A 21,667-nucleotide genomic window follows, 5' to 3' on the forward strand; every position below is an offset into this window, starting at 1 on the left:
ACACTATGGAAGTACTCATTATTGGCGGAGGAATTATTGGTCTGAGCAGTGCCTTTTATCTGCAACAGGCAGGATATACAGTGACTGTAATCGACAGAACAGATATGCAGCAGGGATGTTCCTATGGCAATGCGGGATACATTTGTCCCAGTCATTTCGTGCCATTAGCTACACCCGGGATTGTCAGACAAGGATTAAAGTGGATGCTGAACGCGAAAAGTCCTTTTTATATCCGGCCCAGTCTGAGTCCGGATATGATCAGCTGGGGATGGCAGTTTATGAAAAGCGCGACCAGAGAACATGTAGCGCGTGCTGCTGTACCTCTGAGAGATATAGCCTTGTTAAGCAAGCGTCACTATGAAGACTGGACACAGGTACCCGGACTGGATTTTTCTTATGATCCGCAGGGAATGCTGGAATTGTTCAATACGGAAGAGAATGCGCACCATGCGGAAGAAACCATTAAAGAAGCCCGTGCGCTGGGGTTGGATGCCCGGCTGATAGATAAGGCCACCTTGCAGCAAATGGAGCCGGATACGGCTATAAATGCGTTAGGAGCGGTTTATTTCCCCGGTGATGCACAGTTATATCCGAATCAGTTGATGAATAGCCTGAAAGACTGGTTACGTAGTCATGGGGTGCAGTTCAGGGGCAATGAAGAGGTAACAGGGTTTATTACGGATGGCAACAAGGTAAAAGGCGTCAAAACAAAGTCAGGCGTATATGCAGCTGATCATATTGTTGTTGCGGCAGGCGTATGGAGCAGGGAACTGGCGAGGGAATTACAGTTAAAAATCCCGATGGTAGGCGGTCGCGGGTACTCTGTAACCTTTGAAAATGCGCCTTATAAAGTGAGGCATTCAGTGATTCTCAGCGAAGCGAGGGTGGCCATTTCTCCTATGAATGGCAACAAGATCCGCTTTGGCGGTACAATGGAAATTACCGGACTCAATGCACCGCCACGTATGCAGCGGGTACAGGGCATTCTGGAGTCTGTAAAAAGATATTTTCCGGCTTATGATATCCCATTACCATCACCGGAGGATGTCTGGTATGGGTATCGTCCATGCAGCGCTGATGGCCTCCCACATATCGGAACGCTGGAACGGTATCCGAATGTGACCGTAGCGACCGGGCATTCTATGCTGGGGATCAGTCTGGGGGCAGGGACCGGTAAGCTGGTGGGCGAACTGGTATCCAAGGCACCACTATCCATGGATATCTCACCTTTTAAAGTTGAAAGATTCAGTTAAACGAACTTATGATGAAATTGATTTACTGCTTGTTAACAGCTGGTTGCCTGATAACCAGCCGGGTCACTGCGCAGGAAAAAGACATGGTATCGCTGCAACAGCATTATAATGCTGACAGGGGTAGTCTGCTGCGTTTCTACCGGATAGAAAATGCGCCCGAACGAAGAGACAGATTTAAAGTCTTTTACAATGATTATCTGCAACAGCTGAACAGATTGGATTTCGATAAACTGGCTGTCGGAGAACGTGTAGATTATGTCCTCTTCAGGCTTAAACTACAGGAGGAAGTAAGACAGCTGGAAGTAGAAGAGACAGAATATAAACAGGTGGCGGACTGGTTTCCACTGGCAGACAAGATCTATGCATCAGAGAAGCTGAGAAGAAGGGGCACGAAACAGGATGCACAGGCATTGGCCCTGACCTTACGGGAGATGTCTGTGGGATTGCAGGAGAAAGCGAAACAACTGGGCACAGCAAAAGGATTGAATATCGTTCAGCTCCGCAGAGGGGCTGCTATCACCAAAGGATTACAGACAGCGTTACATAGTATTCATGATTTTTATGATGGCTATGATCCGCAGTTTACATGGTGGATCCCGGCGCCGTATAAACAACTCGATAGTGTGTTAAAAGCCTATGGAGAGCTTTGGCAGCAACAGATCAGAACGATGCCGGGAGGCAAGGATGATGGGAGTGGAATTGTCGGTTATCCGATCGGAAGAGAGGAGCTGGTGCGTCAGCTGCGAAATGAACTGATTCCTTATTCACCGGAAGAATTAATTGAAATTGCCAATAAGGAGTTTGCCTTCTGCGACGCAGAAATGCTGAAGGCCAGTGAGGAAATGGGATTCGGTAAAGACTGGCATAAAGCGATGGAAAAGGTGAAGAATACCTATGTGCCTGCCGGTGAACAGCCGGATGCCATCATGAAGATATATGATGAGTCCATGGCCTTTCTGAAAGAAAAGAACCTGATTACGATACCACCACTGGCCGCGGAGACCTGGCGTATGATAATGATGACGCCTGACAGACAGCTGGTGAATCCCTTTTTTACAGGAGGAGAGGTGCTGAGCATTTCCTATCCTGTCAATGATATGGAAGAGGCAGATAAGCTGATGAGCATGAGAGGGAATAATCCGCATTTCTCGCGTGCCACTGTACACCACGAGCTGTTTGCCGGTCATGCACTGGAGGAGTTCATGAACAACCGTTATAAGACCTACCGGAATTTCGATACTCCTTTTTGGATAGAGGGCTGGTCATTATACTGGGAGATGTTGCTGTGGGATATGAAATTTCCCCGCTCACCAGAAGACCGTATCGGTATGTTGTTCTGGCGGATGCACCGTTGTGCACGTATCCTTTTCTCATTGAACTATCATCTGGGTAAATGGACACCACAGCAGTGTATTGATTTTCTGGTGGACAGGGTAGGGCATGAGAGAGCGAATGCGGCGGGAGAAGTGCGTCGCTCATTTAAAGGCGATTACAGTCCCTTGTATCAGGTGGCTTATATGATTGGCGGCTTACAGTTTATGGCGCTGAAAAAAGAGCTGGTAGACAGCGGTAAAATGACTTATCAGCAATATCATGATGCGGTGATGAAGGAGAATTCGCTGCCGGTGGAGATGGTCCGTGTCATCCTGACCAATCAGCAGATTGGAAAGGATTTTAAAACAAACTGGCGTTTTTACAGCTTATAAGCTTTGTACTTTCAATAAAAACGGGCCTGCAGCATAGTGCAGGCCCGATAATATTGTACAATACGGATGATGTAGCAGTGCTTATTTAAAAGCAACTCCTATACCCAGTGTAATCTGATGTGTCTTCCAGTCGTACTGAGGCGCCGGAACATTGTTGATGTTGGTCAGGCCCAGTACGTAGCGGCCGATGAAACGAACATTACCAACGTTGACCTGTGCACCGGCAACAGCGCCGATGTCGCTTTTCTTGAAGGCGTCTCTGTTAGCTTTCAGCAGATTTTCATCAATGAAGTACATATATGTGTACTGTGCACCGAGATTAAAGGTCAGCGCCTGAATCGGTGAGTAGCGTACCAGTAATGGAATGCTTGCTGCACTGATCTTGATCTTGTCTCTGCCTTCGGTATTGTGATAGGTCACATATTTCTGGGCAAAGTCATTTCCTTTTTTAGCTGAAGTCTGTGTAAAAAGCAATTCCGGCTGGATACCCCATTTTTTGTCCTTTGACAGATCGAACTCGAAGAAAGCTCCTCCCTGAAATCCCGGTTTATAGTTCGGATTAATGCCCTCACCCTTAACGTTAGAGAACATTAACGTGGCCTTCAACCCGTAATTTACACGTTGTGCAGTAGCTGCCGTTCCTGTAATTACTGCAAGGATCCCTGCCAGTAATAATCCTTTTTTCATAGATACTAATTGACGATTACAGATGATCAAAAATGAATTACGTCGCTTGTCCGCAATTCAGGCTAAAAAATTCGCGGGCAAACATACGTAATTCATGCTAGATCATAATTATTATGTCCTAAAAGTTTTGTCAGATCTTAGATGTCGTTTAAGGCCGGTAGTTTAAAATGACCTGGCACTAACAGGACAGAACCGCCGTAATTATCGACGAATAGCAAAAAAGTATCTTTTATTGCCTGCCGGACGCTTCTCTTCTTTTTTTATTTATTATTGTTTTCCAGTAACATTGTGGTCGAATATGGACCATCTTATCGTAATAATTTTCGCTTTGATCTCCTGTGCCGCCCTGGGAGCGGTTATTAAGGTTGTCATCAGGAGTAATCAGTTAAAAACCAGCATTGCCGTTCTGGAAACTCAATTGTCAGCCCTCAATGAGACAGCGGGGGGCCTGCGTACCCAGGTGCAGGATAAACAATCTGAAATAGAGCAGTTGAATACCCGTCTGCAGATCATGCAGGAAGAGACTATCCGTATAGAAAGTAACGGGGAGGCGCGTTACCGGGAGGCGGAGAACCGGTTGCGTGAGCAGCAGGAGTTTATCGATCATTCCAATGAGAAGCTGAAGGAAGCCTTTAATGCTATTTCTGCGGAAGCATTGAAACACAACAATGCCTCTTTCGTGGCGCTGGCGAAGTCAGTGCTTGAAACGCAGGTGACAGATGCAAAGGGTGATCTGGAGAAACGCCAGCAGGCAATAGATGCGCTGGTGAAACCTTTGAATGAGACCTTACACCGCTTTGACGAAAATATGCGTCAGCTGGAAAGTAACCGTCAGCAACAATACGGACAGATCAACCAGTTTATACTTGGTATCCAGCAAAGCACCGAAAAGTTACAGAAGGAAACCCATAATCTGGTCAGTGCACTGAAGACCTCGCATATCAGAGGGCGTTATGGAGAGATTGCATTGCGCAGGGTGGTGGAGTTTGCCGGTATGACAGAACATTGTGATTTCAATGAACAGGTGTCTGTACAGTCAGAAGATGGTGTATTACGTCCGGATATGATCATCAAACTGCCGGAAGGAAAGACTATCATCGTTGACTCTAAAGTACCGCTGAGCGCTTATATGCGTGCATTTGAAACAGAAGACGAAGAAGAACGCAAAGTGTTCCTGAACCAGCATGCTGCGGCAGTACGCGATCACCTGAAGAAACTGAGTGCCAAAGCTTACTGGAGCCAGTGGCAGCATTCTCCGGACTACGTCATTCTGTATATGCAGATCGAATCTTCCTTCGGAGCTGCTTTACAGGCTGATCCGACCCTGATAGAAGATGGTATCCGCAATAAGGTGGTATTTGCCACGCCGACTACGCTGATCACATTGCTGCGTACGGTCGGTTTTGTATGGCAACAGCTGCATGTAGCTGCGAATATCGAAGATATCCGGATGGCAGGTATAGAATTGTACAACCGTACAAACGTATTATTAAGACACTTCACTAACATAGGCGGCAGTCTGAAAACGGTACTCAACCACTACAACGATGCCGTTGCCTCCCTCGAAAGCAGATTTGTGCCACAGGCACGGAAATTGTACAGTCTGGGACCAGCGCTCAAGCATCCGCTGCCTGACGTAAAGCCAATAGAGGCGGGTGTGAGATACAGCGCATTGCAACAGGATGAATTGCAGCCGGGAGAAGGGGAGGATACCAGGTGAAACAATATTGATTATTTTGTGGCTGATTTTTAATTTGTATTAAATAACAACCACGTAATTAATGGTCCACTCTACTCAAGGTCTGAAAAGAACTGTGGGGATGCTATGCCTGTCCCTTTGTACACTGCCGGCGCTGACACATGCGCAGCAGACAGAAACGATCACCCGTAAAGGCTATACGCTCGAATACACGAACAAGGCGCCTGATTTCGATACTGTTGTCGGAAAACGGCTGATCGAGGCTTTTTTTGAGGTTTATCCGAAAGAAGCTGCGCGCTACAACAAGAAAACAGCTAAAAAAGTAACTTTTGTGATCGATCCTGCCTATGACGGCGTTGCAGCCACCAGCGGAGATGTCGTTACTTTCAATCCTGCCTGGTTCCGTAGTCATCCGGGTGATATTGATGTCGTAACGCATGAAGCCATGCACATCGTGCAGGCTTATCCTCACCATGCAGGTCCGGGCTGGATCACAGAAGGAATCGCTGATTATGTGAGAAATGAGATGGGTGTAGATAATGCGGGCGCTAAATGGGCTTTGCCTGAATTTAACGAAAAACAGCACTACACACAGAGCTACAGGATCACTGCCCGTTTCCTCATATGGATTGAAAAACATAAGAACAAGAACATAGTGAGGAAATTAGATTCCTCAATGCGTGAAAAAAAATACACAGCTGATATCTGGAAGGAGCTTACAGGAAGCACACTCGATGAACTGTGGAAAGAATATGCTGCCAATCCGGCGATTTAATTCCAAAAGGTCCTGTCTCGTAAGGGGCGGGACCCTTTTGATGATATACACGGCTTAAGTATTTACAGGTTTTAACTATAATGGATGAAAGTGAAAGCTACTTTTAAAAGGAATCTGCTGATTGGATTTGGAGTATCCCTGCTACTGCTGGTGGTGAGCTCCGTTGCCTCTTTTTTTAGTATTCGCAATCTCCTCGCCAGTGCCTACTGGGTAGATCACACTAATACGGTGATACTCAAACTGGAAAGTACATTGTCTTTTATGAAGGATGCGGAAACCGGTCAGCGCGGTTTTCTGCTTACAGGAGACGAGCGTTTCCTCGACCCTTATAAAGGCGCCTATGATAGTGTGCAGGCCACACTGAATAATCTGAAGGATCTTACGCAGGACAACAACGAACAGCAGGTTGCCGTAGAGCAATTACGTCTGTTGGTGGTACGCCGCCAGTCATTATTACGTGAATCTATTCAGGCCCGTAAAAACGGACAGACCATCAGCTTCGATACTTTACAGAACGGGCGTATTATCATGGATGATGCCCGCAGGCTGGTGAATTACATGGAAGACCGGGAAAAGAAATTACTCGCTGTCCGTACAGCAAACCTCAATCGCATTTCCGGCTATACACCTATTCTTATCGTGATAGCCGCATTGTTGGCCCTGTTAATTACCTCCGTCTTTTATATACGTGTCAAGCGGGACTTTGAAGAACGCTCCCGCCTGCAGGAGGAACTGGAAGAGAAAGACCGTGAAATTACCCGTCGTATCAATATCATACAGAGTATCGCAGAGAAAATATCTGCCGGAGATTACAGTATCCGCGTAAATGATGAAGAGAAAGATGGTCTGGGCAGCCTGTCCGTATCACTGAACAGAATGGCGGCATCACTGGAAACCTCCTTTAATGAACTGGCAGATAAGGAATGGCATCAGACCGGTGTGGCTGGTCTGAACAATAAAATGGTAGGAGAGAAAGTGGTAGAGACACTGACTGCGCATATCATCGAATTCCTCGCAGAATATACACATAGTCAGGTAGCCGCTTTATACCTCAGTGGTCCTGCTGATAAATTATACCTGACTGGTAGTTTTGCTTTGGCTAACAGGGAAAACCGCCGGGAAATTCCTGTGGGACAGGGAATGGTGGGCCAATGTGCAGCCAGTGGTAAAACATTATTATTACAGGATATCAGCCCTGACAATATTACAATCAGCTACGCCAGCGGAGAGATCCGTCCGCGGAATATTGTAGCAGTACCAATTCACTATGAAGGATACGTAAGAGGTGTGATCGAACTGGCATCACTCACTGCCTACACGCCAAATGACCTCGCATTCCTCGAATCAGTGACACATAACATCGGAGTGGCGATCAATACGTCCGAAAACCGCCGTCGTGTACAGGAACTGCTGGAAGAAACACAGGCACAGTCAGAAGAGCTGCAGGTACAACACGGAGAACTGGAAAACATCAATACCGAACTGGAAGCACAGGCGCAAAAGCTGCAGGCTTCCGAAGAGGAATTACGCGTACAGCAGGAAGAACTGCAACAGGCCAATCAGGAACTGGAAGAACGTTCCCGTTTGCTGGAAGACCGCAATCAGGTGATTGTAGAGCGTAACCTCGAAATACAGAAGAAAGCAGAAGAGCTGGAGATCAGCACGAAATATAAATCGGAGTTCCTGGCGAATATGTCCCATGAACTGCGTACGCCATTGAACTCTATACTGCTGTTAAGCAGATTGATGGCGGAGAACAATGAAAAGAACCTGTCAGATGATCAGATAGAATCCGCACAGGTTATCCAGAGTTCCGGTAAGGGCCTGTTAAACCTGATTGATGAGATTCTGGATCTATCCAAGATCGAGGCGGGTAAAATGGATCTGGAATTTGCACCGGTACCGGTACATGAGATCTGTAATGATATGGAGGCCTTATTTGGTCCTATTGCCCGTGAAAAGAACCTTGCACTGAATGTTCAGGTGATGGCAGATGCACCGGCGCTGATAGAAACGGATAAGATGCGTCTGGAACAGATCCTGAAAAACCTCTTGTCGAATGCTCTGAAGTTTACAGCGAAAGGTGCTGTTACCCTTCAGGTGACTGCCGTTGCGCAGGATCCGTCTGTTGTACGATTTGCAGTAAGAGATACAGGTATTGGTATACCGGCTGAAAAACAGCAGGTGATATTCGAAGCCTTCAAACAGGCAGATGGTTCTACCCGTCGTAAGTACGGTGGTACAGGATTGGGCCTTTCCATCAGCCGTGAACTGGCGAAACTGCTGGGAGGAGAGATCCGTCTGGATAGTGAGCCCGGACATGGCAGTGAGTTTGTGGTAACGATTCCGCTTCGTCCGCAGGACAGCAGAGAACAACAACCCGTACACGAGGTTACACAGCAACAGGCGGAAGAAGTGTATCACGAAGCTGTAAAAGCAAAAGAGAAAAGAGACGATTATATCGCGACAGAAATACCACAGGAAATACCGGATGACAGAGATAATCTGAAAGCGGAAGATAAGACCATCCTGATCGTAGAAGATGATACCAGATATGCAGGTATTCTGCTGGACTTCACCCGTAAGCGTGGTTATAAAGGTATTGTGGCAGTACGCGGTGACCATGGTATAGAGATGGCGCAGCGTTACAGGCCGGCGGCTATCCTGCTGGATATCGTATTGCCGGTACAAAGTGGATGGCAGGTGATGGAAGCGTTGAAATCCAATCCGGTTACCCGTCCGATTCCGGTGCATATTATTTCTTCACTGGAAGCAAAGAAGGAGAGCCTGCAGAAAGGAGCCGTAGATTTTATCAACAAGCCGATGGCACTGGACAGGATGCCACAGATCTTCCAGCAATTGGAGAATGCACTGATGCAGAATCCGAAGAAAGTGCTGATCGTGGAGGAGAATCCGAAACACGCGGAAGCACTGGCTTACTTCCTTGAAAACTTTAATGTCAGTACGGAAATTACCGGTAATATAAGTAGCAGCGTGGCTGCTTTACAGAAGAAGGATGTCAATTGTGTGATTCTGGATATGGGTGTACCAGACCAGCATGCCTATGAGACGCTCGAAACAGTGAAGAGCAATCCCGGACTGGAGAATCTGCCGATCATTATTTTCACCGGTAAGAACCTGTCCCGTGCGGAAGAAAACCGTATCCGCCAGTATGCAGATTCTATTGTGATCAAAACGGCTCATTCTTATCAGCGTATGCTGGATGAGGTAGCGTTGTTCCTGCATCTGGTAGAAGAGAAAGCGGGTCATAACAAGCCGGCAAAAAAGCAACAGGCGCCATTAAAAGAAGTATTACAGGGTAAAACAGTGTTGATCGCGGATGATGATGTACGTAATATCTTCTCCCTGACGAAAGCTTTAGAACAGCATAAGATGACGATTGTTTCTGCGCTGGATGGGAAGGAAGCCATGCAGCAGCTGGAAAATAATCCTAAGATAGATATCGTACTGATGGATATGATGATGCCGGAAATGGATGGCTATGAGACGATCCGGACAATCAGGGACATCCCTAAATACAGACACCTGCCGATACTGGCAGTGACGGCCAAGACGATGCTGGGTGACCGTGAGAAATGTATCAAAGCCGGCGCCTCCGATTATATCTCCAAACCGGTAGATATAGATCAGCTGGTGTCACTGTTACGGGTGTGGTTGTATGATAATGCAAGAGGTTGATCATTAAAAGACTAAGAATACAAATAGCATGGGTTCCTCTTCAAAGAAAGTGCTGATCATCGATGATGATACCAGAAATATCTATGCGTTGCGCATGGTGTTGAAAGCCAAAGGATATGACTGTATTACAGCGATGGATGCACAGACGGGGTTACAATTATTGGCAGATCAGCCGGACATCGGTATTGTACTGATGGACATGATGATGCCCGAAATGGATGGTTATGAAGCACTTGGTAAGATACGGGGGGATGCCCGTACAGCCGTTATACCTGTAATTGCCGTTACCGCACAGGCAATGGTGGGGGATCGGGAAAAATGCCTCGCAGCCGGTGCGTCCGAATATGTTTCCAAGCCCATCGATCAGGATATACTACTCGACATCCTGAAAAATAAATTCAATATGTAATAAAGCCCAAATATTAACTATCTTTCACCTGTGAAACAATGCATAATATATGCGTGTTAACATGTAATTAACTCTTTTAAGCTGCTGGAAAACGGATATTTACGTTAACAACTGTTAACGTACCCCCCAAAACAACTCTTATGCAGCAAATGGATGATTCGGCAATGCTTAGTGCGCTTAAAGAGGGCGAAATAAAAGCTTATCAGTATTTCTTCATGAAGTATTATAAGCCGCTCTGTTTGAAAGCACGCATGATGCTGAACAATATGGAGGATGCGGAAGGGCTGGTAAGAAGTGTTTTTGTGAAGGTATGGGAAGAGAAATTATATTTGGAAATAGAACACTCGGTTGGAGGTTATTTTTATAGATTGGTACATAATAATTGTGTACTTCAATTAAAAAAAGGTTCCAATAACCGTTTAACAAACGATCCGGGGTTCTTACTGATGCAGCCAATCCTTATACCTTTACAGGGGTTTCTGATGCTGCGAAGGAGACAGGTGTCGGTGGATTGTAGTGAAGGAATCAGTTTGTCTTTATTATCAGACGATAGATTTCGACCGGATTTTTCTATTATATTACATCGTATTCAGGTTTTAATAAGCAAAAGTACAGCAGCCCTAAAATCCCTGATACTCCGGATAAGACTATGAGTGCCAACGAAAAACCTATTGCCCAGATGAGTAAGAACTTTGTTTTTCCCACATGAGTTATAACGAAGAACATATCTTCCAGCTGATACTGGAAAAATTAAGCGGCGACATCAGCGATGAAGACAACCGTTACCTGGAGCAGATATCCCGGGTAGATCCCAACGTAAAACGTTGTCTTGAAGAACTGGAAGGCGCCCGTGACGTAGCAGGGCCCGAATTTATGAATGATCTTCATAATGAGCGGGCCTGGAGCAGCGTACTCTCCTTATTGCATGCCGACCAGGAGAAAAAAGACCCCGAAAAGAAAAATACCATTATTATACCTGCCGCCGTGGATGAAACCGTGATTCCCTTACAGGAAACAGGTAAAATCCGTTCCCGCAACAGATGGTGGCTGGCAGCAGCCATTACTTTACTGATCGCTACCGGCGGATACTATCTGCTGGGTGGTCGTTCAGCAGCTGTGAAGGATGACAGGGGCACACAGATCGCCGCCACTCCTGCATGGGGCGATGTACGTCTTTTACTGGAAGAGGGAGACACCGTACATCTTTCCGCTGCAACCGCAGCTGATATCAACACACAGAATGCGTTGTTACACCAGCGGGACGGTATGCTGTCTTTCCAGCCGGGAGATGGTGCGGGTGGCTGGAATACGCTTTTCGTTCCTACCGGTAAAGACTATAAGGTGCAATTGTCAGACGGTTCTGTCGTACACCTGAACGCATTTTCCCGCCTCCGTTTCCCTTTCTCCTTTGATGGTAATAACAGGGAAGTGTATCTGGAAGGAGAGGCTTACTTCGATATCGCAAAAAAAGCAGATCAGCCATTTATCGTACATACTACCGGAACTTCTGTGAAAGTGCTGGGTACATCCTTTAACATCAACGCTTATAATGATTCCCTGATTGTTACCTCACTGGTATCAGGAAGCGTCGTGAGCGATGCAGAGGATAATGACAGCCTTTATCTGAAACCGGGTATGGCATCAATATACCGCAAAGGCTACCGCCAGCAACAGCAAAGCTTTGATGAAGCAATTACCCTGAGCTGGAGAAAAGGAGAATATGCCTATTATAATCAACCATTAGGTACGCTGGACGCCGTCATCTCCCACTGGTACGGCAAGCAGTTGTTATTTGACGACCCGGCACTGGCCAACAAAATGCTGACAGGGGTGATTGAACGTGATCAACCGCTCATGGAATTTTTGGAAAGCCTTGACAAAACATCCGGTATAACGTATAGAATTTCGGATGATAAAATATATCTTAGGACAAAATAAGCCACATCTGAATCGAAAGCCAACTATGATATCCGTACCATAAATTGAAAAAATGGTAAAGCATGTTTGTAAGGCGATCAGAATCCTATTGATACTGTGCTGTCTGTTGTTTCCAGCTACCCGAATGATAGCACAGGGCACAACGGATGGGGCAAGGGTCACTATTACCGGTAAGCATATTCCACTCACCAACGTTTTTAAAAGTATTGCCCGGCAAACCGGGTATTATTTCGTTTTTGATAATGCCATTATCGATGGCAGTGAAAAGATCTCACTCAATTATAAAAATGCCGCCTGGGAAGAAGTGCTCACTTATGTGCTGCAGAACAGGAATATCAGCTGGCTAAAACAAGGGAAACGTATTTATCTGCAGGTAGCAGAAACAAACAGAAAAAACGAACTCAATAATACAGTAGAAACTATGGTCACCATCCGTGGCCATATTACAGATATCAGCAACCAGCCGGTTCCCGGTGCTACCATTCTTGTAAAAGGTACTTCCCGTGGTGTAACCACCGGCGCAAACGGAGAGTTTGTATTAGCCGGCATATCGCCGGGAGCCATGTTACGTATTTCTTCACTGGGTTACCGTCCCATAGACACCCTCCTCAGCAACGAACCCCTGCACGAAATAAAGCTGGGAGACGCGGTCAATACATTAGATGCAACAGTTGTAATCGGATATGGTTCCAGCAGCCGCAGGAGGTTGACAGGTGCTGTCAGCAGAATGACGGCCGAACAACTGGCCAGTCAACCCATAGCGAATGTATTGTCAGCCCTGCAGGGACAAATACCCGGCGTACAGGTGGCCAGCACCAACGGATTGCCCGGTGCACAGGTAAAACTGTTTATACGTGGCCGGAACTCCATTGCCGCAGGGAATGATCCGCTCTTCATCATCGATGGTGTACCATTCGATATCACACCACTTAATAATACAGAAGACCTGTTCGGCGCTGCCGGACGTATCAGTCCTTTTACCAGTATCAATCCCGCCGACATCGCCAGTATTGATGTACTCAAGGATGCAGATGCTACCGCTATTTATGGTTCCAGAGGTGCTAATGGTGTCGTATTGATTACGACAAAAAAAGGGAAAGCCGGACCACTGACAACAGATCTTAATGTACGTACCGGTATTGGTGTGACCGCCGGACATATGGATATGCTGCAAATCGGTGATTATCTCAGGATCAGAAGAGAGGCGTTTGCCAATGATGGGGTACAGCCGACTGCCGCTAATGCTCCTGATCTGAAGATCTGGGATACGACACAACATACAAACTGGTTTAAGCAACTAATGGGTGGTACAGCACCTGTTACAAATGCGCAGCTCAGCCTTTCAGGTGGCAGTAATTATAATACTTTCCTGCTCAGCGGGAATTATTACAGAGAAGGGACCGTATTGCCCGCAGATCTGGGATATAACCGTGGCGGTTTTCACCTGAGTTATCAGCATCATCATCCGGAACACCGGCTCGAAACAGGGTTTACCGCAAGCTTTATGGCGGACAATAACAAGAGTATCGCCAATGATATTTTTGCATTTTATAATCTCCCGCCTAATTATCCTTTGTTTGACAGCAGTGGTCATCTTTATTGGGGTTCCTCCTTTGATAATCCGCTGGCCTATCTGCAACAACAATCCAATAGCAAGACTAATAATCTGTTGAGTAATCTGGTACTGCGATACAGACTGTTACCCGGACTGATGCTGAAGACCAGTCTGGGTTTGGCAGACATCCGGATGAAGCAGTTCTTCTCGTTCCCACAGTCAGCCCAGCATCCCAATAATGCGCCTACCAGCTTTATCCGTTCTGCTGATAACAAAAGGCAGTCTTTTATTGTGGAACCGCAGGCTGACTATAACATGCGTATTGCCAAAGGGAATCTGCATGCATTGATAGGCGGTACCTGGCAACAAACAACGCGTAATGGCACACTGTCCATCGGTCAGGGATATCCGGACGAAGCCGCGATGCATTCATTGGAAGGCGCAGATACAATCATACACCGGCCGGATACTTATGCCTTGTATCGGTATATCTCCTTCTTTAGTCGCTTTACCTATGACTGGAAGCGGAAGTATCTGTTGAATGTGAGTTACAGACGTGACGGGTCTTCGCGTTTCGGACCGGGGAGACAATTTGGCGATTTTGGTGCCGTCGGATTAGGATGGGTATTTACAGAAGAGCCATTTGTGAAACGGTTGTCATGGCTGAGTTTTGGTAAACTAAGAGCCAGTGGCGGATTTACAGGAAATGACCAGATCACGGATTATCAATACATGCGTAACTATGGCAGCAATGGCAACTATATCGGTGATAATACACTGGCGCCGCTGCGTATTGCGGATGATAAATATAGCTGGGAAGCCAACAAGAAGATGGAAGCGGCCATAGAGCTGGGCTTTTTGAATGATAAACTCTTCTTTTCGGCGGCAAAGTATTGTAACCGTAGTAGTAATCAACTGGTAGGTTATCAGTTGCCCGGTGTAACCGGCTTTACCAGTTATCAGGCCAATCTGCCGGCAGTCGTGGAGAATACCGGCTGGGAATTGGAACTACGCACGAATAATTTCAACGGGAAGGATTTCAGCTGGACAACAGCCGCGAACATATCCTTCTTCAGTAATACTTTAAAACGCTTTCAGAGTCTGGCTGTGTCCTCTTACGCCAATGCTTTTGTAATAGGGCAGTCGCTTAATATCAAGAGAGGGTATCATTTTATGGGCATAGACCCGCAGACAGGCAACCCGAGATTTGAAGACGTAAATCATGACGGGAAACTATCCACCCTTAATGATTTTGTGACGATCGCTAATCTGGATCCGCACTATTATGGTGGTGTGCAGAATGACCTGCGGTATAAAAACTTCAGTCTGGGTTTTTTCTGGCAGTTTGTTAAACAGGAAGGTGCATTACCTGCGATACGTCCCGGGGAATTTGCCAATCAGTTGACAGAGAGTCTGGACAGATGGCGTCAGCCCGGAGATCATACCAATATTCCGCGTGCAACAGCAACCGTGGGGAGTGAAGCATATGATCTGAGCAGTAAGCTGGCTACTTCCAATACCATTTATCAGGATGCCTCCTATCTGCGATTAAAGAACGTGGCTATTTCTTATAACATGCCGGAGCCGGTATTAAAAAGACTACGATTACAGTTATGCAGAGTATATCTACAAGGTCAGAATCTGCTGACCATCACAGGATATAAAGGAGCAGATCCGGAGACACAGATATTTATGCCTGTGTTGAGAGTGATCACCAGTGGTGTGCAGTTAACATTATAAGCTGAGAAGAGATGTCGTACCGTGTATTGTATTTTATCATTTGCTGCTTTTTACTCACAGTTTCCTGTAAGAAACTGATAGAGGTAGATTCGCCTTCAGACGAAATTCCGGCTGAAGACGTATATAACAATGACCGTCTGGCAGATGCGGCGGTAGCGGATCTTTATTTTCAGTTATCAGACTACTTTCCCAGCAATATCCTGCCACTGATCAATGGGATGACAGCAGATGAACTGACCACCCTGAATACCAGTCAGCTGAAATATCCCACTAATGCGATTCCCTCATCAGATATACAACTATTGTCCTGCTGGAGAAGGATGTATCAGGTGATATATGGTGCGAATGCCTTGTTGGAAGGCATTGCAACCAATACGGGCCTGTCAGGTGGAAAGGCCCGGCAACTGAAGGGAGAAGCCTGTTTTTTACGCGCATTCTGTTACTACTATCTCGTGAATTGCTGGGGCGATATACCATTGATTACGACAACCGATGTGAAAGAAACGGCCCTCGCAGGCAGAGCACCTGTCAATCAGGTGTATGAGCTGATTGTTACTGATCTGTCTGATGCGGCGATGTTACTGGCTCCCTACTATGTGACCAGTGAGAAAGTGAGGGCTAACCGCTGGGCGGTGATGGCATTGCTGGCAAGGGTTTATCTGCAGCAGGAGAGATGGGAGGATGCGCTGGCTATATCTTCAGAAGTGATTAATTCCGGTGAGTATACACCTCTGATTGCATTAGACAGCGTTTTTCTGCGGAATAGCCGTCCGGCGATATTGCAGTTATGGCGTAATGAAGGATATACTTATGCCGGCCAGACTTTTCTACCAGCAACGGGGGTAGGCGCCTTTTCCTTCTATCCGTTTACAACGGATTTTATGCGCACTTTCGAAACGGATGATAAAAGAAGAACCAGCTGGACGAGTCCTTTTTTTTATGGTGGTTCATTGTATTATAATTCCTGTAAGTATCGTAATCGTACTGCTGCTTTGCCCGGCAGGGAAGAATATGTGATGATGCTGCGCATAGAAGAGCAATATCTTATCCGTGCGGAAGCAGCGGCAAAACTGAACCTTATATCCAGTGCTGTTGCAGATCTTAATGTATTGAGAGCCAGAGCCGGATTACCACCGTTATATGCTGGTACGATGAGAGATTCCTGCCTGATGTATGTGGAGCGGGAGCGACGTATGGAACTGTTTACAGAATGGGGTGACCGTTGGATCACCTTAAAACGCACAGATGAGATTGATTCTCTGATGCGGGCGTTAAAACCTACGTGGAAGCCAACCGCTGCCCTGTATCCGATTCCGCAGGAAGAGCGGAACCGGAATCCTAACCTTTCGCAGAATGATGGCTACGAGTGAGCCAGTTGTATTGCATAAATTTTATCAGCACAGTGTACGACGAGTTTATTCCCCTGTACAAACAACTGATTGACCTTCGTACGCGCGGGAATGTCGAGATAGAAGCTGCCGAGGTATTTACCTGAGCTGATGGCGTACAGATCTATCACACAGTGTTCCGCAAACATTTCGTTTGTCTCGTTATCTGCTTTTAATTTCCCCTGTACATATAATATACCTTTATCCGCACAGCTGAACCCATTGATCATCTGATCAGGTCCGGCATTCGTGTATACCTGTTTGTCTTTGTCCTGAATACCAGCTGCGGCAAACCGTGACACTGCAAACGTATCAATCGTATGATAGCTGCTGAGGCGTTGAAGCGTGCTGTCAAAAGTGAAGAACCGGTTGCTGTAAAAGTGGATGTACGTAAATAAACCAGTGCTTCTGTCGTACGTCAGTGTGCCATCTGTGCTCATACCACCGTCTCTGTGCAGTTCAGAGAGACCGTTTTCCATCAGCAGACTATCACTTTCAAAATCTGTGCGTACGAACAACTGATCTTTTTCCTGTATGTGCAGTTTACGCAATACAAAATGTTTTTCATCGCGCAGCAGATATCCCTGTGAGAAGCCACCCGCGGGTAGTGTGGTAAACAGCTGGGTGCTGCTGTCCTTACGTCCGGTCCTGCAGATAGCGGGAATGTTATAACCAAATACGAAGCAGTTGTTATTGCTCACTTGTGTAAAGAAATATTCACTGACAGCATCACGGAAAGAAGGGCGGAGAGGAATATAGAAAGTGTCCGTCACAGCGCCGGGTTTGAGTGATGTTGTGATGATCATAGCCGGCTGGCGTAATACAGAAAAATAAAACAGACTGTCGTCAGCGCCGGCGATATCAAGAATGTTATCAGCAGGTATAGTGGTGATCGTTGTTAAAGGAGAAGATTGCAGATAGTGGCGGTTGAACCCATTGGGTTGTTTGTTGGGCGATGGCGCCGTCCATACTAATATGACAATAATCAAAAATGCCGCTATAAGAAGCGACAGCAAAGTGTAAATACTCTTTCTCATAATGGTTTAGTAGCAGAGCAGGAAGGCTGTATAAGCACTTCCTGCCATAACATGTGAATCAGCTCTTTCTGATGATGGTAGTTGGCCCTGTAAGGCTTACCGCACATTGGATAGCGTTAGCGCCCCCGCAATAAAGTACTTTTACTTCCTGAGAAGTACCGGTTACCACAGTATCATCGTTCAGTAACCATTGTGTATCTTCTTTTAATTTGCCTGCAAATGCAGTTCCTGCTGCGCACAGGGCAGCGAAAAACGCTAATGAAAGTGTCTTTTTCATGGTGTGTTTTATTAAAAAAAATAAATGCCTACTCTGTTCTGAAGGTTTTCGGCTCCCCCTGTAATAAATGCCGTTTGTACCAGAAATCAGAATCAGTTGGCTGAATGTGCACTTTGTTGTTTTATGTGCAGCAGTACCCCGATAGTTGATAGTATGACAAAGACGATATTAAAAACAATGTGCGCGTTCCATGACAGATGTTGTAAAACGCCCCCGCACGAACAAGGAATAAAATAACTAAGCCTTAGCATAGCTATCAGATAAAATGTAAAAAGGCTTAATAAAAAAAAAGAAAGATAAAACCCCATTAAACGTGTGCGGGTATATAGTAGTAGTCCCGCGATAATTATTTCCCCCAATGGTAGTGCCCAAACAATAAAGGGCGCGTACAAAGTGATAAAAGGCGATTGTCCCAATTGCCGTCGGAATGTATGATAATCGAGCAATTTGCTTATACCGGTATAGATAAAAAGAAATACCAGTAAAGCAGATAGAATATCTGATAACAATTTTCTTGACATAGGATATAACGCTTGTCTAATATAGGATATTTTTCTAAATCATATAAGTATTTTATCCCGGGCAGATAAAGTATTGAAGAAAATCAATGTGGGTTATTTCAGCAATTGTTTTTGGGTATTGCGGGAAAATGTTCCTGCAGGTAATCCAGAAATACGGTCATCAATTGTTGCATATCTGTGTCCATACTTTTCAGCCTTGACCGGATATGTACCTGGTGGGTGCGGATGTTTTCATAGTTGATGGCATGGAGGTCGGGTTCGCTCACCCAGACCTGTTGCAGGGCGAGTTCGCCGCGTAGCGCCTCAAACCGTGTGTCCTGCTGGAGGAAAGCGGTGTGGAAATATTCCAGCTTGTCCAGCAGGGAACGGTCAAAATGATATTGCAGTATGTGAGCGAGTTGCGTCTTGAGTGCAATATTGCGATTCTCAAGCGCCGCCAGTTGTTTTTTAAATGCAGTTAATTCATGCAGGAGATCTTCCATTATTGAAACTATCTTATCTGACATAAAGATAGTTAGCTCCCTGTCTGCAGCACAGGATGCGCATCAGCGTAAAAACTGATTTTTATCATTAATTCACCAGGTTGGCGAGTTTCTGTTCATTCAGGATGGTGATGACGCCCTGTTTTATTTCCAGCAGCTTCTCATCTCTGAAATCACCCAGTGTACGGATCATGGATTCTGTAGCGGTACCTGCGATGGTAGCGAGGTTCTCGCGGGAGATATCTATAGAAAACGGCTGATCGGTAACGTGATGGTATTTCTTTTTCAGGAAGAGCAATGCTTCTGCTACTTTTTTACGCAGTGAGCTATAGGCAAGGTGCAGCAGTTGCTGTTCTTTTTCTGTGATATTTTTAGCGAGCAGGCGGATGAATTGTTGTGCTACTTCGCGGTTATTATTGATCAGTGTTTCAAAATCTTCTCTTGGAATGGCGGTCAGTTCGCATGCTTCCAGTGCTTCGGCATTTTCATGGTAGTTACTGCCTTCAAGCAGGGCAACATATCCAAGGAATTCACCTGCGCTGTACAGATTGACAGCCAATTCTTTTCCATCGTTGTTCACCTTATAGGTTTTCACGCGGCCTTTCTGGATAAAATAAAGGCTTGTCGGACGATTCCCTTCCTGATAGATCAGTTGTTTCTTTTTGTACCTGTCTGTATTACCCTCTTCCATCAATGTTTTCAGAGGATTAGCGCCTGTAGCTGTCAACAGCAGTTGTTGTACTCCTTCCATATCTGCAGGTAAAACCTGTTTTTTAAGTTCTGACTTTTTTAATCTGCTTTCTACTGCATTTAAAAGGTCTGTACCGCTGAAAGGTTTGGTGATATAATCGTCTGCACCCATTTCCATTCCTTTACGGAAATCTCCGCGTTCGCTTTTAGCGGTCAGGAATATGAAAGGGGTATCTTCGACTTCCGGGTGTTTTTGCAGCAGGTGCAGTACGCCATAACCATCCAGCACAGGCATCATAATATCACATACGATCAGGTCAGGCAGTTCTTCCAGAGCCATTTCCACGCCGGTTTTCCCATTTTCAGCCGTCAGGACCCTGTAATTGGCAAGTTCCAGTATTTCGGCAGTATTCTCGCGAATATCGTCATTATCTTCTATCAGCAGGATCGTTTTCATTTATAGTACTATTCCTTTTAATTATAATTGCCTGAAAGTGACGATGAAGGTAGTGCCTTCATTCAGTTCGCTTTCGCAGGTGATGTATCCGTTCATCAGTTCAGCGTATCTGCTAACAATATGTAAACCAAGACCTGTACCCTGGATATTGCTTACGTTGGCGCCCCTGAAAAAACGTTCGAACAGGTGTTGCTGGTCCTCCTGAGATATGCCGATACCGCTATCTTTCACCCTCAATATTACATCATTTCCTGTATGTTCGGTATTGACCTTTATAACACTATGTTTTCCAGAGAATTTGATGGCATTGCCCAGCAGATTTAACAGGATATGTTTCAGCAGGGAAGGGTCAAGCTGCACCGCAGTTGCTCCGGTATGTTCATACTGAATGCGTTGCCCTTCCTGCACGATATCCTGCATTTCCTGTATGATAGCAGTGATATGCTGTTGCAGATCGAATGTGCTGGTGCGTACCTGTACGCCGCCTTCTTCGATCTTGCCCACAGAAAGAAAATCATTCAGCACTTCCGTCAGCAGGGTCACAGAAGAGATGATACGCTGTATATGTTTACTGCGTTTCGGTTGTTCCGCTTCAGTTATATATTGATTGACCAGAAATGCGGAGGACAGGATGGTACTGAGTGGCGTCCGGAATTCGTGAGAGGCCATTGATACGAAACGGGATTTCAGTTCGCTGAGCTCTTTTTCTTTATCGAGCGCTGTCATGACTTCCTGTTTGGAATGTTCCAGTTGTTCAAGTGCGGTAGTCAGCTGTTGCGTACGCTCGCTGATCTTATGCTCCAGCTCATTATTCAGTTTCTCGATCTTCTCTTCCGCTTTTTTCCTTTCGGTGATATTGTTGATATAGGCGATCACAAAAGCGCCTTCTTCATGTTCATACTGGCTGAGACTGATTTCTACCGGAAACTCCGTACCGTCTTTTTTAACGGCAAAAAGATCCAGACCAATACCCATAGGACGACTTTGCGGATGATGATTGTAATGATCCCGGTGATCTACATGCCGGTGACGGAAGCGTTGCGGCATGAGTCGTTCGATACGATCTCCCATAAGCTCTTCCCGTTCATATCCGAACTGTCTGAGGGCGAAGTCGTTGATCAGCACGATCTGTCCCTGCTGGTTCGTCACGAGTATACCGATACTGGCGTAGTTGAACAGGGCTTCAAAGCGCTGTAGTTCCTTGTTATATTCTTTTTTGTAAACGCTATTGCCAGAGAACATTGTTGTCAGCTTGGTGATCCACTTCTTCATACTTGATACTTACCGTTAAAAGAATATGTGGTAAATATACTTTATAGGCTGTAAAATTCCACCTAAGCAGTATGTCCTCATA

General features: G+C 45.9%; 17 protein-coding genes. 10 read left to right on the forward strand and 7 right to left on the reverse strand.

Features of this window, described 5'->3' with window-relative positions:
- The first annotated feature begins 5 nt into the window (after positions 1-5).
- The gene (locus FEF09_RS18090; RefSeq protein WP_146306416.1) at positions 6-1,253 is read left to right on the forward strand and encodes an NAD(P)/FAD-dependent oxidoreductase; all 1,248 of its coding nucleotides are present in this window, start codon (positions 6-8) and stop codon (positions 1,251-1,253) included.
- Between the two features lie 8 nt (positions 1,254-1,261).
- Positions 1,262-2,959, forward strand: coding sequence for a DUF885 domain-containing protein (locus tag FEF09_RS18095; protein ID WP_261387577.1), 1,698 nt, complete (start codon positions 1,262-1,264; stop codon positions 2,957-2,959).
- Positions 2,960-3,040: 81 nt separating this feature from the next.
- Here the strand turns inward: FEF09_RS18095 and FEF09_RS18100 are convergent, their stop codons facing one another.
- Positions 3,041-3,646, reverse strand: a complete 606-nt coding sequence (locus FEF09_RS18100) for a porin family protein (RefSeq protein WP_146306417.1) — start codon at positions 3,644-3,646, stop codon at positions 3,041-3,043.
- A gap of 298 nt (positions 3,647-3,944) precedes the next feature.
- Here FEF09_RS18100 and rmuC point away from each other — a divergent pair, with 298 nt between their 5' ends.
- From rmuC to FEF09_RS18140, 8 genes are all read left to right on the forward strand, one after another.
- Positions 3,945-5,366: a DNA recombination protein RmuC gene (gene rmuC / locus FEF09_RS18105; RefSeq protein ID WP_146306418.1), complete on the forward strand. Its 1,422-nt coding sequence runs from the start codon at positions 3,945-3,947 to the stop codon at positions 5,364-5,366.
- 61 nt (positions 5,367-5,427) lie between these two features.
- Positions 5,428-6,120 carry a basic secretory protein-like protein gene (locus FEF09_RS18110; protein ID WP_146306419.1) on the forward strand — a complete coding sequence of 231 codons (693 nt, stop codon included), beginning with the start codon at positions 5,428-5,430 and terminating at the stop codon, positions 6,118-6,120.
- Positions 6,121-6,204: 84 nt separating this feature from the next.
- Positions 6,205-9,819: a response regulator gene (locus FEF09_RS18115; RefSeq protein WP_146306420.1), complete on the forward strand. Its 3,615-nt coding sequence runs from the start codon at positions 6,205-6,207 to the stop codon at positions 9,817-9,819.
- 28 nt (positions 9,820-9,847) lie between these two features.
- Positions 9,848-10,228 carry a response regulator gene (locus tag FEF09_RS18120; protein WP_146306421.1) on the forward strand — a complete coding sequence of 127 codons (381 nt, stop codon included), beginning with the start codon at positions 9,848-9,850 and terminating at the stop codon, positions 10,226-10,228.
- Positions 10,229-10,368: 140 nt separating this feature from the next.
- Positions 10,369-10,881: a hypothetical protein gene (locus tag FEF09_RS18125; protein ID WP_146306422.1), complete on the forward strand. Its 513-nt coding sequence runs from the start codon at positions 10,369-10,371 to the stop codon at positions 10,879-10,881.
- Between the two features lie 52 nt (positions 10,882-10,933).
- The gene (locus FEF09_RS18130; protein ID WP_146306423.1) at positions 10,934-12,166 is read left to right on the forward strand and encodes a FecR family protein; all 1,233 of its coding nucleotides are present in this window, start codon (positions 10,934-10,936) and stop codon (positions 12,164-12,166) included.
- A 124-nt stretch (positions 12,167-12,290) separates the two neighbouring features.
- Positions 12,291-15,461 carry a SusC/RagA family TonB-linked outer membrane protein gene (locus FEF09_RS18135; protein ID WP_186774395.1) on the forward strand — a complete coding sequence of 1,057 codons (3,171 nt, stop codon included), beginning with the start codon at positions 12,291-12,293 and terminating at the stop codon, positions 15,459-15,461.
- An 11-nt stretch (positions 15,462-15,472) separates the two neighbouring features.
- A complete protein-coding gene (locus FEF09_RS18140) occupies positions 15,473-16,831 on the forward strand; it encodes a RagB/SusD family nutrient uptake outer membrane protein (RefSeq protein WP_146306425.1) in 1,359 nt (452 codons plus the stop codon).
- On the opposite strand, the gene FEF09_RS18145 is transcribed toward FEF09_RS18140, so the two are convergent.
- The 6 genes from FEF09_RS18145 to FEF09_RS18170 form a co-directional block, all read right to left on the reverse strand.
- Positions 16,822-17,886, reverse strand: a complete 1,065-nt coding sequence (locus tag FEF09_RS18145; protein ID WP_146306426.1) for a hypothetical protein — start codon at positions 17,884-17,886, stop codon at positions 16,822-16,824. The two genes, FEF09_RS18140 and FEF09_RS18145, sit on opposite strands and share 10 nt — an antisense overlap.
- 58 nt (positions 17,887-17,944) lie before the next feature.
- Complete coding sequence (locus FEF09_RS18150) at positions 17,945-18,163, reverse strand: hypothetical protein (protein ID WP_146306427.1); 219 nt, start codon at positions 18,161-18,163, stop codon at positions 17,945-17,947.
- 92 nt (positions 18,164-18,255) lie between these two features.
- A complete protein-coding gene (locus FEF09_RS34835; RefSeq protein WP_146306428.1) occupies positions 18,256-18,684 on the reverse strand; it encodes a MauE/DoxX family redox-associated membrane protein in 429 nt (142 codons plus the stop codon).
- Between the two features lie 98 nt (positions 18,685-18,782).
- Entirely contained in the window at positions 18,783-19,190 is a 408-nt protein-coding gene (locus FEF09_RS18160) for a hypothetical protein (protein ID WP_146306429.1), read from the reverse strand.
- A 64-nt stretch (positions 19,191-19,254) separates the two neighbouring features.
- Positions 19,255-20,313: a response regulator gene (locus tag FEF09_RS18165; protein WP_012793150.1), complete on the reverse strand. Its 1,059-nt coding sequence runs from the start codon at positions 20,311-20,313 to the stop codon at positions 19,255-19,257.
- A gap of 21 nt (positions 20,314-20,334) precedes the next feature.
- On the reverse strand, positions 20,335-21,585 hold the full coding sequence (locus tag FEF09_RS18170; protein WP_146306430.1) for a PAS domain-containing sensor histidine kinase: 1,251 nt from the start codon (positions 21,583-21,585) through the stop codon (positions 20,335-20,337).
- Between the last annotated feature and the right edge of the window lie 82 nt (positions 21,586-21,667).

The organism is Chitinophaga pinensis (genome assembly GCF_007896845.1).
GTDB classification, from domain to species: domain Bacteria; phylum Bacteroidota; class Bacteroidia; order Chitinophagales; family Chitinophagaceae; genus Chitinophaga; species Chitinophaga pinensis_C.

Excerpts from the sequence above, each read along its gene's own strand:
- FEF09_RS18135 (WP_186774395.1), top strand. The coding sequence starts at position 12,291 with ATGATAGCACAGGGCACAACGGATGGGGCAAGGGTCACTATTACCGGT.
- FEF09_RS18160 (WP_146306429.1), bottom strand. The coding sequence starts at position 19,190 with ATGTCAGATAAGATAGTTTCAATAATGGAAGATCTCCTGCATGAATTA.
- FEF09_RS18125 (WP_146306422.1), top strand. The coding sequence starts at position 10,369 with ATGCAGCAAATGGATGATTCGGCAATGCTTAGTGCGCTTAAAGAGGGC.
- FEF09_RS18095 (WP_261387577.1), top strand. The coding sequence starts at position 1,262 with ATGATGAAATTGATTTACTGCTTGTTAACAGCTGGTTGCCTGATAACC.
- FEF09_RS18150 (WP_146306427.1), bottom strand. The coding sequence starts at position 18,163 with ATGAAAAAGACACTTTCATTAGCGTTTTTCGCTGCCCTGTGCGCAGCA.
- FEF09_RS18130 (WP_146306423.1), top strand. The coding sequence starts at position 10,934 with ATGAGTTATAACGAAGAACATATCTTCCAGCTGATACTGGAAAAATTA.
- FEF09_RS18140 (WP_146306425.1), top strand. The coding sequence starts at position 15,473 with ATGTCGTACCGTGTATTGTATTTTATCATTTGCTGCTTTTTACTCACA.
- FEF09_RS34835 (WP_146306428.1), bottom strand. The coding sequence starts at position 18,684 with ATGTCAAGAAAATTGTTATCAGATATTCTATCTGCTTTACTGGTATTT.
- FEF09_RS18165 (WP_012793150.1), bottom strand. The coding sequence starts at position 20,313 with ATGAAAACGATCCTGCTGATAGAAGATAATGACGATATTCGCGAGAAT.
- FEF09_RS18110 (WP_146306419.1), top strand. The coding sequence starts at position 5,428 with ATGGTCCACTCTACTCAAGGTCTGAAAAGAACTGTGGGGATGCTATGC.
- FEF09_RS18120 (WP_146306421.1), top strand. The coding sequence starts at position 9,848 with ATGGGTTCCTCTTCAAAGAAAGTGCTGATCATCGATGATGATACCAGA.
- FEF09_RS18115 (WP_146306420.1), top strand. The coding sequence starts at position 6,205 with ATGAAAGTGAAAGCTACTTTTAAAAGGAATCTGCTGATTGGATTTGGA.
- rmuC (WP_146306418.1), top strand. The coding sequence starts at position 3,945 with ATGGACCATCTTATCGTAATAATTTTCGCTTTGATCTCCTGTGCCGCC.
- FEF09_RS18100 (WP_146306417.1), bottom strand. The coding sequence starts at position 3,646 with ATGAAAAAAGGATTATTACTGGCAGGGATCCTTGCAGTAATTACAGGA.
- FEF09_RS18090 (WP_146306416.1), top strand. The coding sequence starts at position 6 with ATGGAAGTACTCATTATTGGCGGAGGAATTATTGGTCTGAGCAGTGCC.
- FEF09_RS18145 (WP_146306426.1), bottom strand. The coding sequence starts at position 17,886 with ATGAGAAAGAGTATTTACACTTTGCTGTCGCTTCTTATAGCGGCATTT.
- FEF09_RS18170 (WP_146306430.1), bottom strand. The coding sequence starts at position 21,585 with ATGAAGAAGTGGATCACCAAGCTGACAACAATGTTCTCTGGCAATAGC.